At 64.5% G+C, this 13120-nt stretch carries 11 protein-coding genes; 8 read left to right on the top strand and 3 right to left on the bottom strand.

Translation table 11 applies throughout. From position 1 onward, the window contains the following. Nucleotides 1–403: 403 nt before the first annotated feature. From ACTG4K_RS12685 to ACTG4K_RS12675, 3 genes are all read right to left on the bottom strand, one after another. Nucleotides 404–1444 (bottom strand): TRAP transporter substrate-binding protein, encoded by a 1041-nt coding sequence (locus tag ACTG4K_RS12685; RefSeq protein ID WP_439114571.1) that lies wholly within the window; start codon nucleotides 1442–1444, stop codon nucleotides 404–406. A gap of 50 nt (nucleotides 1445–1494) precedes the next feature. Next, nucleotides 1495–2286, bottom strand: coding sequence for a GntR family transcriptional regulator (locus ACTG4K_RS12680; protein WP_439114570.1), 792 nt, complete (start codon nucleotides 2284–2286; stop codon nucleotides 1495–1497). A 128-nt stretch (nucleotides 2287–2414) separates the two neighbouring features. Continuing rightward, entirely contained in the window at nucleotides 2415–3281 is an 867-nt protein-coding gene (locus tag ACTG4K_RS12675) for an amidohydrolase family protein (RefSeq protein ID WP_439114569.1), read from the bottom strand. Between the two features lie 116 nt (nucleotides 3282–3397). Between ACTG4K_RS12675 and ACTG4K_RS12670 the strand changes: the two genes are divergently transcribed. The 8 genes from ACTG4K_RS12670 (at nucleotide 3398) to ACTG4K_RS12635 (ending at nucleotide 13097) form a co-directional block, all read left to right on the top strand. Beyond that, nucleotides 3398–4183: a crotonase/enoyl-CoA hydratase family protein gene (locus tag ACTG4K_RS12670; RefSeq protein ID WP_439114568.1), complete on the top strand. Its 786-nt coding sequence runs from the start codon at nucleotides 3398–3400 to the stop codon at nucleotides 4181–4183. Nucleotides 4184–4329: 146 nt separating this feature from the next. Then, nucleotides 4330–6195, top strand: a complete 1866-nt coding sequence (locus ACTG4K_RS12665) for a feruloyl-CoA synthase (RefSeq protein ID WP_439114567.1) — start codon at nucleotides 4330–4332, stop codon at nucleotides 6193–6195. A 176-nt stretch (nucleotides 6196–6371) separates the two neighbouring features. Then, the gene (locus ACTG4K_RS12660) at nucleotides 6372–7619 is read left to right on the top strand and encodes a thiolase family protein (RefSeq protein ID WP_439114566.1); all 1248 of its coding nucleotides are present in this window, start codon (nucleotides 6372–6374) and stop codon (nucleotides 7617–7619) included. A 19-nt stretch (nucleotides 7620–7638) separates the two neighbouring features. Further along, nucleotides 7639–8403, top strand: coding sequence for an SDR family NAD(P)-dependent oxidoreductase (locus ACTG4K_RS12655; protein WP_439114565.1), 765 nt, complete (start codon nucleotides 7639–7641; stop codon nucleotides 8401–8403). Between the two features lie 9 nt (nucleotides 8404–8412). Further along, nucleotides 8413–8835 (top strand): acyl-CoA thioesterase, encoded by a 423-nt coding sequence (locus ACTG4K_RS12650; protein ID WP_439114564.1) that lies wholly within the window; start codon nucleotides 8413–8415, stop codon nucleotides 8833–8835. 106 nt (nucleotides 8836–8941) lie between these two features. Then, the gene (locus ACTG4K_RS12645) at nucleotides 8942–10075 is read left to right on the top strand and encodes an ABC transporter substrate-binding protein (RefSeq protein WP_439114563.1); all 1134 of its coding nucleotides are present in this window, start codon (nucleotides 8942–8944) and stop codon (nucleotides 10073–10075) included. 210 nt (nucleotides 10076–10285) lie between these two features. After that, a complete protein-coding gene (locus ACTG4K_RS12640; RefSeq protein WP_439114562.1) occupies nucleotides 10286–11326 on the top strand; it encodes a branched-chain amino acid ABC transporter permease in 1041 nt (346 codons plus the stop codon). A gap of 1 nt (nucleotide 11327) precedes the next feature. Beyond that, entirely contained in the window at nucleotides 11328–13097 is a 1770-nt protein-coding gene (locus ACTG4K_RS12635) for a branched-chain amino acid ABC transporter ATP-binding protein/permease (RefSeq protein ID WP_439114561.1), read from the top strand. Nucleotides 13098–13120: the final 23 nt, after the last annotated feature.

The following is a 13120-nucleotide window of genomic DNA, read 5'->3' as shown; positions in this document are numbered from 1 at the left end:
GCACGGGCTAGAACGTGCCTTGCAGCGCGCCCGAGACTATAGCCCACAGTTTCCCAATGTAAAACTTGTTTTACCTATCGAAATTCCTGACCGCATCGCTCGCCTGAAGGCGGTTTGTATCGCGGGCCGCATCATTGCAGCCTGTCCATGTTGCACTGTGCCGAGGTTTGCACGCTTCAACCAGACCCGAAGGCGTCTTTCAGTTATGCCAGAACGGCATGCCTCTAACCCATCCATCGATTCTCAGCATGGGACGCGCCCAAAGGCGAGGTTGGGCCGTCCACAGCTTGCGGTGCGGCAGCCTTGGCCTCGGCCAGCCTCCCACCGAACGCAGCAACAAAAAGGGGTTGCCCGATGCACACCGGGCAACCCCATCAGAGCCACGGCACGCAGCGCCGCAGTCTTATTTGCTGTATTTGGCGATCAGCGCGCGGGCTTCGGCGGCGAGCTTGGCGCCGTCGATGTTCTTGGCCTTCACTTCGTTGATCCAGTCGGTTTCCACCGTGGCGGCCGTGCGGCGCCAGCGCTGCGTCTCAGCCGCATCCAGCGCCACGATGTTGTTGCCTGCCTTTTCGGCAATGGCTCGACCGGCTTTGTCGCCCTCATCCATGGCGCGGCCAAACATCGCAGCGGCTGGCAGGCCCGAATTGTTGTCGATCACCTTTTTCAGGTCAGCCGGTAGCTTCTCGTAAGAAGCTTTGTTCATCGAGAACGCAAAGGTCTGGGTGTAAAGACCACGGTCGCCAGCAAAGGTGGTGTGGTTCTTCACCAGCTCGCTCACCTTCAGGGCGGGGGTCACTTCCCACGGAATCGTGGTGCCGTCGATCACGCCTTTGGACAACGCTTCGGTCACTGCGGGCACCGGCATGCCCACCGGCGTGGCGCCCAGCTTGGTCAGCATGTTGTTGATGATGCGCGAGCCGCCCCGCACCTTCATGCCGCGCAAGCTCTCCAGTCCGGTCACCGGCGTCTTGGTGTGGAACAGTCCGGGGCCGTGGGTGTGCACCGCGATCAGCTTCACCGAGCTGAACTCGTCAGCGGCGTACTTCTCTACGTATTCCTGAAACGCCTGGGAAGACTGCTCGGCCGAACCGCTCATGAAGGGCAATTCAAACACCTCGGCCTTGTTGAAACGGCCGGGGGTGTAACCCAGCACGGTCCAGGTTAGGTCCACGACGCCGTCGCGGGCCTGATCAAACAGCTGCGGCGGCGCGCCGCCCAACGCCATGGCGTGGAACAGCTGCACCTTGATCTTGCCGCCGGACTCGGCTTCCACTTTTTGCGCCCAGGGAATCAGCGCTTTGGCCGGAATGGTGGCCTGCGGCGGCAGCATCTGGTGCAGGCGCAAGGTCACCACCTGCTGCGCGGCCACAGGGCCGGCCAGCAAGGTGGTGGCAACGGCGCCCAGGGCGGCCAGGGCGGTTCGGCGTGGAATGAATTTCATGGCTATCTCCTTTAAAAAAAACTCGGTGGATGGTGAAAGAGGTGCCGACTTCACGAACGGCGGCGAATCAACTTGAAAGACGGCATGGACGCGGGCGCATGTTCAGGCGCATGGCCAGCCAGCACCTCGGCCAGGTTGCGGCGGGCCAGGCGCGAGTGCTCGCGCATGATGGACTCGGCCCGCGCGCCCTCGCGCTGCTCAATGGCGTCGAGCACTTGGCGGTGCTGGTCTTGCGCCACCACCAGCATGTCGCGCGCGCGGGATGAGTGCGACTGCAGCACCACAAAACCCGAAGGTGATGCAAACGGCAGGCTCGCGGCCCGCTCCAACTGGCGCGAAATGGTGGGGCTGGCGGCCATGTCGTAGAGCAGCGCATGAAAGCGGCTGTTGAGCGCCACGTAGCTGGAAAATTTTTCGTCGTTGAGCGTGGGCGTGGACAGCGCCACGTCAATTTGGGCCAGGCACTGGCGGGCTTGCGCCAGCAGTGCCGCCGGCGCGCCCCGTTCTGCGGCCAACCGGGCCAGCAAGCCTTCCAGCGTGCCGCGCAGTTCAATGCCGTCGGCAATGTCGCGTTCGGTGAACGACTGCACGCTGTAGCCCCCGTTGGGCAGGGCTTGCAGCAGCCCTTCTTGCTCCAGACGCAGCAGCGCGGCACGCACCGGCGTGCGCGAAACCCCCAGCCGCTCGACGATGGCCAGCTCGGCAATGCGGGTGCCACCGGCGAGCTCGCCCGACAAGATCAGCTCACGCAACTGCAACAGCGCGCGCACCTGCACACTCTCGCCGCTGGCGGCCAAGGGCACGGCAGAAGCTTCAGACCATTCGGCGGCGGCGGTGTTCATGGGCCGAAATGTATACAGAAAAATGGATTTTTGGCCTGATTTATGACCAAATCAGGGTAATCCATGACTTTTCTGTATCCAACGGGAAGCTGCGCGGCTGACCGGGAAGCGCGGCCCTCAGCGAGAGTTCAGTCAGCCAAACCCAGCAGGCGCACCGCGTTGCCTTTCAAAATACCGGGCATCACCTCGGGCTTGAAACCGGCCACTTCGAAATCTTTCATCCAGCGCTCGGGCGTGATCAGCGGGTAGTCGCTGCCAAACAAGACACGGTCTTTCAGCAGCGTGTTGGCGTACTGCACCAGCTGCTTGGGAAAATATTTGGGGCTCCAGCCGCTCAGGTCGATCCACACATTGGGCTTGTGCGTGGCCACGCTCAGCGCTTCGTCTTGCCAGGGGAAGCTGGGGTGGGCCATGACGATCTGCATGTCGGGGAAGTCAATCGCCACGTCGTCCAGGTGCATGGGGTTGCTGTATTCCAGCCGCAGCCCGCCGCCGCAGCGCATCCCCGAGCCGATGCCGCTGTGGCCGGTGTGAAAAATGGCCGGCAGCTTGTGCGCGTTGATCACCTCGTAAATCGGCCAGGCCATCTTGTCGTAGGGGTGGTAGCCCTGCACCGTGGGGTGGAACTTGAAGCCCTTCACGCCTTCTTCTTTGATCAGGCGCTCAGCTTCGCGTGCGCCCATCTTGCCCTTGTGCGGGTCGATGCTGGCGAAGGCCACCATCATGTCGCTGTTTTCCCGCGCGGCCTGGGCTATTTCCTCGTTGGGAATGCGGCGGCGGCCGAGCTGGCTTTCGCTGTCCACCGTGAACATCACCAGACCCATTTTTCGTTCGCGGTAATAGGCGACGGTCTCTGCGATCGTGGGCCGCCTGTTGCTGCCAAAAAATTTGTCGGCGGCGCGGTCGTACTCCTCGCCGTAGTTGTCAAACGGGTTGCGGCAACTCACCTCGGCATGGGTGTGAATGTCAATGGCGATCAGGTTTTTGTGGTCCATGGCGTCTCCGTTCTAAGGGTAAATACGGGTGCAAAAAAGTGGGTCTGGAACTTGTTTTGGTTATTGTTTATAACAATAATGCAAGCACTCAACAAGCCCGATTTAACCGCACCAACATGACCACCAACAACCCCGACCTGAGTCTGAGCCTGCGTGGCGAGCGAGCCGAAGTGGCTGTGATCACCCTCAACCGCGCCACCAAACGCAACGCCCTCAACGACGGCCTGATCCTCGCCATTCGCGACGTGTTCCAGAACCTGCCCAAGAGCGTGCGTGCCGCCGTGGTCAACGGCAACGGCGACCATTTTTGTGCCGGACTGGACCTGTCAGAACTGAGCGAGCGCGATGCCGGTGAAGGCGTGTTGCACTCGCGCATGTGGCATGCCGCGCTCGACTGCGTTGAAAAAGGCACCGTACCGGTGGTGGCAGCGTTGCACGGCGCGGTGGTGGGCGGCGGCCTGGAGCTGGCCAGCGCCTGCCACATCCGCGTGGCCGACGAGTCCACCTTCTATGCACTGCCCGAGGGCACCCGCGGTATTTTTGTGGGCGGCGGTGGCTCGGTGCGCGTGCCCAAGCTGATTGGTGCAGCCCGCATGGCCGACATGATGTTCACCGGCCGCGTGTACAACGCTGCCGACGGTGAGCGCGTTGGCTTGGCGCAGTACCTCGTGCCCACTGGCACCGCTCTGGACAAAGCCATTGAACTGGCCACCCGCATCGCCAGCAACGCACCGCTGACCAACTACGCGCTGATGCACGCGCTGCCGCGCATTGCCGAGCAGCCCAGCGACCACGGCCTGTTCACCGAAGCGCTGATGGCTTCGATCGCACAAAGCGCGCCAGAGGCCAAAGAACGCGTCCGGGCCTTCCTGGAAGGCAAGGCGGCAAAAGTCCAGAAGTAACCCCCGGCGCCGCCTGCGGCTTCCCTCCCTTTAAGGCGAGGGCGCATGCCGGAGGCCCCGCGGAGCCGGTTCCTCGGCATGCCTCAGTTGAGACACGCGCGCCGGAAACAGCCCGCGCAGGACAGACAAGAAAACGGAGACAAGAGATGACTGCATCGACATACCGCCCCCTGACCTTCGGTGTGACCCGCGCCGTCCTGCGCGACGGCGAAACCGGTGTGCACTACCTGCGCGCCGACAACACGCTGCCGCCCTACCCCGAGCGGCTGACCGACCGGCTGATGCACTGGGCCCAGGTGCGGCCCGAGCAAACCCTGTTTGCCCGGCGCGTGAAAAACGCCGACGGCAGCACCGGCGACTGGCGCCACATCAGCTTCGCCCAAGCGCTGGATGCGGCACGCCGCATTGGCCAGGGCCTGCTGAACCGCGGCCTGAGCGCCGAGCGCCCGGTGCTGATCTTGAGCGAGAACGACTTGGAGCACGCGCTGCTGGCGCTGGGCTGCCTCTACGCTGGCATCGCTTATTGCCCCACCTCGCCGCCCTACTCGCTCATCAGCCAGGACTTCGACAAGCTGCACCATGTGGTGAAGACGCTCACGCCTGGGCTGGTGTTTGCCAGCGACGCCAACCGCTACGCCCGTGCCATGCTGGCCACCGTGGGCGAAGACGTGGAGCTGGTCTGCACCGAAGGCACGGTGCCCGGCCGTGCCACCACCTCGTTTGCCGCGCTGCTCGCCACCGAGCCCACCCCGGCGGTGGACGCCGCCATGGCCGCCACCGGGCCCGACACCATCGCCAAGTTTCTGTTCACCTCGGGTTCCACCAAGATGCCCAAGGCGGTCATCAACACGCAGCGCCTGTGGTGCGCCAACCAGCAGCAAATGGCCGAGTCCATGCCTGTGCTGGCCGAAGAACCCCTGGTGCTGGTGGACTGGCTGCCCTGGAACCACACCTTCGGCGGCAACCACAACTTTGGCATGGTCGTGTACCACGGCGGCACGCTGTTCATTGACGATGGCAAGCCCACACCAGCCCTGATGAATGAGACCCTGCGCAACCTGCGCGAGGTGGCGCCCACGGTGTACTTCAACGTGCCCACCGGCTTCGAGGCAATTGCCCACGCCATGAAGGCAGACAACGACGAGGGGCGCCTGTTGCGCAAGACGCTGCTGTCGCGGGTGAAGATGTTCTTCTATGCCGGCGCCGCGCTGGCCCAGCCGGTATGGGACAGCCTGTTTGACAGCGCCGAGCAAGAGATTGGCGAGCGCATCGTCATGGGCACTGGCCTGGGCATGACCGAGTCTGGCCCGTTTGGCATTTTTGTGACCAGCCCCAACGTGAAGGCGGGCGACCTGGGCCTGCCCACGCCCGGCATGGAACTCAAGCTGGTGGACGCCGAAGGCAAAACCGAGGTGCGCTACAAGGGCCCCAACATCACGCCGGGCTACTGGCGCCAGCCGGCCGAGACCGCTGACGCGTTCGACGACGAGGGTTTCTTCAAAACCGGCGACGCCGTGAAGTGGATCGACGAGACCGACATCCACCAGGGTCTGAAGTTTGACGGCCGCATTGCCGAGGACTTCAAGCTCGCCACCGGCACCTTTGTGAGCGTGGGCCCGCTGCGCGCCAAGATCATTGCCGCTGGCGCGCCCTTCATCCAGGACGTGGTGCTCACCGGCATCAACCTGAAAGAAGTGGGTGCCATGGTGTTCCCCACCCCGGCAGTCCGCAAACTCAGCGGCTTGGGCGCTGACGTTTCCTTGCACGAGGTGCTGGACCACCCCGCCGTGCTGGCGCATTTTCAAACCGTGCTGAACGACTTGGCCGCCACCGCCACCGGCAGCGCCAACCGCATCGCACGGATGTGTTTGCTGGCCGACCCACCCACCATCGACCGCGGCGAAATCACCGACAAGGGCTCCATCAACCAGCGCGCCGTGCTGACGCACCGGGCCGACACCGTGGCCAAGCTGCACAGTGATGGTCTTCACTACATCTTGAAGCCGGAATAACAACCCGCGTCGCAGGACCTGACACCCCCCGCGCCGCAGGACTTGACGCCCCCCCGCGCCGCCTGCAGCGCCACCCCCCAAGGGGCGATGCAAGCGGCCCGGCAAAGCCGGTTCCGCCGCATCCTGGGTTCAGGCCTGCACTTCGGACACCTTGTAGCAAAAACAAAGGACATCACATGGCAACCAAAGGTTTTTTCAACGCGTTCCACGACGTGCACATCCTCGACGGCGTGCGCACCCCGATGGTGGATTACTGCGGTGCGCTGGGTCACATTTCCCCGACCGACCTGGGCATCAAGGCGGCGCGTGAGGCGCTGACGCGTGCCGGCGTGCCGGGTGCTGACATTGGCTCGGTGGTCACTGGCAACATGGCGCCGGGCGACTTCGACCAGTTCTTTCTGCCGCGCCACATCGGGCTGTACGCCGGGGTGCCTGTGGAGGTGCCGGCGATCATGGCGCAGCGCATCTGCGGCACCGGCTTCGAGCTGTTCCGCCAGGCCGGTGAACACATCCAGGGCGGTGCGTGCGACGCCGCGCTGGTGGTGGGCACCGAAAGCATGACGCGCAACCCCATTGCCGCGTTTGACCACCGCACCGGCTTCAAGCTGGGCAGCCCGGTGGGCTTCAAGGACTACATGTGGGAAGCGCTGAAGGACCCGGCCGCTGGCATCAACATGATCCAGACCGCCGAGAACCTGGCCAAGAAGTACGGCATCACCCGCGACGAGGTGGACCAGTTCGCGTCCGACTCGTTTGCCAAGGCCGTGGCCGCGCAGGAAAGCGGCTTCCTGGCGGGCGAGATCGTGCCCGTGGTCACCGAAAAGTTCGAACTCGCGGGCTACAAGAGCCGCGGCATCAAGCTGCAGGGCAAGGCCACAGAAGTAGCCACCGACACCCACCCCCGCATTTCGCCCAAGGAGGTGCTCGCCAAGCTGCGCGCGGTGTTTGAAGACGGCGTGCAGACCGGCGGCAACAGCTCCGCGCTGGTGGACGCGGCGGCGGCCTGTGTCGTGGCTTCTGGCGACTACGCCAAAGCCCACGGCAAGCGGCCGCTGGCGCGCGTGGTGGCCTGCGCCGCCGTGGGCGTGCCGCCCGAAATCATGGGCATTGGCCCGGCACCGGCCATCCGCCTGCTGCTGGAACGCACAGGCCTCACGCTGGCCGACATTGGCCGCTTTGAGGTGAACGAAGCCCAGGGCGCCCAAACGCTGGCCGTGGCGCGCGAACTGGGCATGGACATCAGCAAGCTCAACGTCAACGGCGGTGCCATTGCCCTGGGCCACCCGCTGGCGGCCACCGGCGTGCGCCTGACGCTCACGCTGGCGCGTGAACTGCAGCGCTCAGGTCTGCGCTACGGCATTTCCAGCGCCTGCGTAGGCGGCGGTCAGGGCATCGCGCTGCTCATTGAAAACACCTCGATCTGACACACAAAAGGAATCCACCATGAACATCCAAGGACACGCTGCCCTCGTCACCGGTGGAGGCTCCGGCCTCGGTGAAGCCACCGCCCGCGAACTCGCCCGTCAGGGTGCCAAAGTCGCGGTGCTCGACCTGAACCTGGAAAACGCCCAGCGCGTGGCGGCCGACATAGGCGGCGTGGCCGTCGCCTGTGACGTGGCCAACCCCGAGAGCATGCAGGCCGCCATCGACACCGCCGCAGCCGCCCACGGCCCGGCGCGCATCCTGATGCAGATCGCCGGCATCGGATCGGCCAAGCGCGTGGTTGGCAAAGACGGCAACGCCGCGCCGCTGGAAGACTTTGCCCGGGTCATCAACGTCAACCTGATCGGAACCTACAACGCGGCGCGCCTGTTTGCCGCCGCTTGCGCCAAGCTGGAGCCCATGGAGGACGGTGAGCGCGGCGTGATGGTGTTCACCGCCAGCGTGGCCGCGTTTGACGGCCAGGTGGGCCAGCAAGCCTACAGCGCGTCCAAGGCCGGTGTGGCCGGCATGACGCTGCCCATGGCACGCGACCTGGCGCAGCACGGCATTCGCGTGTGCACCATCGCTCCCGGCCTGTTCCTCACGCCGCTCATGAAAACCCTGCCCGAGCCGGTGCAGCAATCGCTGGCGGCGAGCATTCCCTTCCCACAGCGCCTGGGCAAGCCCGAAGAATTCGCCCAACTCGCGGCGCACATCGTCACCAACGGCCACCTGAACGGCGAAACCATCCGCCTGGACGGCGCCCTGCGTATGGCGCCACGTTGAAAGCACCTCATGACCAAAACCGTTGTGTACGAAGTGGACGTGATGTTCGGCGACTGCGATCCCGCCGGCATCGTGTTCTTTCCCAATTTCAGCAAATGGATGGACGCCTCGTCGCTGAATTTTTTTGTGAAATGCGGCGTGCCGCCCTGGCGCGAACTGGTGAAAACGACCGGGATCATTGGCACCCCGCTGCTGGAGATCAACACCAAATTCATGCGCCCGGCCACCTACGGTGAACGGCTGCAGATCCACACCAGCGTCCAGGAATGGCGCGAGAAAGTGGTGATCCAGAAACACGTGGTCATGCGCGGCGATGTGGTGCTGTGCGAGGGCCTGGAAACCCGCGCTTTTTGCATCAAGCACCCCGACGACCCAGACCGCATCAAAGCCATTCCGGTGCCCGCCGACATCAAGGCGCTGTGCACCGCCTGAGCATTCGCCGCAAGTCACTCGTGAAGGGCGCGCAAGACGCCTGACAGCCCCCAGCATCCGATCCCCGGTCCCTTTTTCCCCAACCACCCTGAACAGGAGACAGTCCATGAAAGCCATCAAAACCCTGGTAGCCGTTGCCATCGCCACCTTGGCCAGCACTGCGGCCCATGCCGACATCAACATCGGCGTCAGCCTCGCGCTCACCGGCCCCGGCTCCGGCTTGGGCATTCCCATGCAGAACCAGTTCAAGCTGTTTCCCAAGACGATCGCCGGTGAAAAGGTGAACCTGATCATCCTGGACGACGCCACCGACCCCGGCAAAGGTGCGGCCAACGCGCGCCGCTTTGTGACCGAAGACAAGGTGGACATGATCATTGGCTCGTGCATCACGTCGGTGGCGGCCGCCATGAGCGACATCGCCTCGGAAGCCGGCACGGTGCAGCTCGCTGGTTCGCCGGTGGGCCTGCCACCAGGCAAAGACAAGTGGGTGTTCCGCTTGCCACAGTCGAACACGGTGATGGGCCACGCCGTGGTGGAGCACATGAAGAAGCAAGGCGTCAAGACCATCGGTTTCCTGGGCTACACCGACGCTTATGGCGAGCAGTGGCTCAAAGAAATTGGCCCGCTGCTGGACAAGGCTGGCATCAAAATCGTGGCCACCGAGCGCTTTGCCCGCAACGACACCAGCGTGACCCCGCAAGCCCTCAAGATCAACGCCGCCAACCCCGATGCGGTGCTGATCGTGGCCTCGGGCTCTGGCGCTGCCATGCCCCACATGGCCATGGTGGACCGGGGTTTCAAAGGCAAGATTTACCAGACGCACGCTGCCGCCACCCAGGACCTGATGCGCGTGGGCGGCAAAGCCGTTGAAGGCGCTTATGTGGTGTCTGGCCCGGCCGTGATTGCCGAGCAGCTGCCCGACAGCCACCCGTCGAAAAAGGTGGCGGTGGACTTCGTTCAGAAGTACGAGGCTGCGGTGGGTGCGGGCTTGCGCAACCAATTTGCCGGCCACGCCTACGACGCCCAGATCACGTTGGAGAAGGTCATTCCGGTGGCACTGAAGAAAGCCAAGCCCGGCACGCCCGAATTCCGCGCCGCCATTCGCGATGCCATGGAAACCATGGGCCGCACCGTGTTTTCGCACGGCGTGATGAACTGGACCGCTGCCGACCACTGGGGCTACACGCTGGAAACTGGCGTGATGCTGAAGGTGGCCGACGGCAAGTTCAAGGTGGAGTGAATCGGAGCACCCCCCTGCGCCGCTGACGCGGCTTCCCCCCTCTCTGGCGCGCCTTCGGCGCTGGGAGGGGGGACGGCATCTCGGGACGGCGGCGCCGGACCCTCGGGGCCTCTGGAGGGAGACACGTCGCGCGCCGAGGTCTTCCTGATCTCTCTGAACCGGCGCGCCACCGCCTGAGTTTTTTCAGCCATTACTTTTCGTTAGGCGTTTATGGACTTCTCCATTGCCAGCATTCTGTTGCTGGACGGCCTCACCAACGGCGCCGTGTATGCCCTGCTCGGGCTCGCCACGGTGCTGGTGTTCACCGTCACGCGGGTCATCTTCATTCCCCAGGGTGAATTCGTCGCTTATGGCGCGCTCACCCTGGCCATATTTCAAACCGGCCAGGTGCCCGGCACCGTGTGGCTGCTGTTGCTGCTGGCCGGCGTGGCCGCGCTCATGGAGCTGTCAGGCCGCTGGCAGCACCACCGCAACGCGCTGGTGGCGTTCAAAGCCGCCGGGCGCACGCTGATCGTGCCGCTGGTGGTGGCGGGCATCGCCATCTGGGCGGCACCGCAGCAGTTTCCGCTGGCCGTGCAGGCGGCGCTGAGCGTGGCGGTGGTCACCGTGTATGGCCCGCTGGTGTACCGCGTGGCCTACCAGTCGCTGGAAAGCGCCACCCCGCTGGTGCTGCTGATCGTGTCGGTGGGTGTGCATTTCGCCATGACCGGCCTGGGCCTGGTGTTCTTTGGCGCCGAGGGTTTCCGCAACCCCGCGTTTTGGGACCTGCGCCTCAACGTGGGCCCGGTGATGCTCTCGGGCCAGACCATCATCACCGCGCTGGCCACCGTTGCGCTCATCGTGCTGCTGTGGCTGTACTTTGAGCGCTCGTTGCGCGGCAAGGCGCTGCGTGCCACGGCGGTCAACCGCACCGGCGCGCGCCTCATGGGCATTTCGTCGCAGGCCTCGGGCCAGCTCACCTTCACCATGGCGGCTTTCATCGGCGCGCTCTCGGGCCTGCTCATCGGCCCCACCACCACGGTGTTTTACGACTCGGGCTTCCTCATCGGGCTGAAAGGCTTTGTGGCTGCCGTGGCCGCCGGCCTGGCCAGCTACCCCGGCGCGCTCATTGCCGCACTGTTTGTGGGTGTGATCGAAGCGTTCGGCTCGTTCTGGGCCAGCGCGTTCAAAGAGGTGATCGTGTTCACGCTCATCTTGCCGGTGCTGCTGGTGCGTTCGCTGCGCAGCGGCCATTCGGACGAAGACCACTGATATGAAAAACCTTCAAAACATGGGCCTGCTCGTCCTGGGCGCCGCCATTCCGCTGATCGCGGTGTTGCCCCTGCCCGATTTCTGGATCACCCAGCTCAACTACATCGGTATGTACAGCATGACGGTGCTGGGCCTGGTGCTGCTCACCGGCGTGGGCGGTCTCACCTCGTTTGGCCAAGCTGCGTTTGTGGGCATTGGCGCCTACACCACCGCCTGGCTCACGCTCAACACCGGCCTGTCGCCCTGGCTGACGCTGTTTGTGGGCATGGGCCTGACCGCCGGCAGTGCGCTGCTGGTGGGCCTGATCACGCTGCGCATGTCGGGCCACTACCTGCCGCTGGCCACCATAGCCTGGGGCTTGTCGCTGTATTACCTCATGGGCAACCTGGACGCACTGGGCAAGTACGACGGCCTGCTGGGCATCAAGAGCCTGAGCATTGGCGAATTTGACATTGGCCAGGGTCGCGCTTTCTTTGTACTCACCTGGGTGCTGCTGCTGGCCTTTGCAGCCGCCCTGCTGCACCTGTTGGACTCGCGTGCGGGCCGCGCCATCCGCTCGCTCAAAGGCGGCTCGCAAATGGCCGAGGCCATGGGCATCAGCACCTTCCGCTACAAGGTCACCATCTTTGTGCTGGCCGCGCTGTTGGCCTCGGTGGCCGGCTGGCTGCTGGCGCACTTCCAGCGCACCGTCAACCCGTCGGCCTTCGGCCTGAAGATGGGCATTGAATACCTTTTCATGGCAGTGGTGGGCGGCGTGGGCTACGTGTGGGGCGCCATCGTGGGCGCAGGCCTCATCCGCTTGCTGGAAGACCAGTTGCAGGTGCTGCTGCCCAAGCTCATGGGCACCAGTGGCAGCTACGAAGTCATCGTGTTCGGCATTGCGCTGGTGATGGTGCTGAAGTACCTGCCCGACGGCTTGTGGTCGCTGGTGGGGCGCCACCTGCCGAAAAAAGCACGCACGGAGGACTGGCAACAGGCCGCCGCCTTGCCCGAACGCGACAAACCCGAGGCTGGCGCGCTGGTGCTCGACGTGCGCAAGGCGCGCATGCAGTTTGGTGGCCTGGTGGCGGTGAATGACATCAGCTTCCAGATTCGCGCTGGGCAGATCGTGGGCCTGATCGGGCCCAATGGCGCCGGCAAGTCCACCACCTTCAACCTGATCACGGGGGTGCTGCGCGCCACAAGCGGCGAGGTGGACTACCGCGGCACCACCATCAGTGGTTTGCACTCGCGCGAGATCGCCCGCCAAGGCATGGCCCGCACCTTTCAGCACGTGAAGATGATCCCGGACATGACGGTGCTGGAGAACGTGGCGTTGGGTACCCACACGCGGGGTCGCAAGGGCGTGCTCTCGGCCATGCTGCGCGCCAACCGCGCCGAAGAGCAGCAGCTGTTCCGCGAAGCGCAGCGCCAGCTGGAACGCATTGGCATGGGCGAGTACCTGCACGAGCAAGCCGGCAACCTGGCCATGGGCCCGCAGCGGCTGATGGAAATTGCCCGCGCGCTGTGCGCCGACCCGGCCCTGCTGCTGCTGGACGAACCCGCGGCCGGCCTGCGCCACCAGGAAAAGCAGGCACTGGCCGGCGTGCTGCGCCAGCTCAAGGCCGAGGGCATGAGCATCTTGCTGGTGGAGCACGACATGGACCTGGTGATGCAGATTTGCGACCACCTCGTGGTGATGGAGTTCGGCACCCTGCTCACGCAAGGGCCACCCGCCCAGATCCAGCAAGACCCCAAGGTGCGCGCGGCGTATCTCGGTACCGACCACTAGAGCATGGAGCACTCCCGCGCCGC

Source organism: Hydrogenophaga sp. (genome assembly GCF_965657535.1).
In the GTDB taxonomy this organism is placed as follows: domain Bacteria; phylum Pseudomonadota; class Gammaproteobacteria; order Burkholderiales; family Burkholderiaceae_C; genus Hydrogenophaga.
This window is presented reverse-complemented; position numbering and strand designations above follow the sequence as displayed.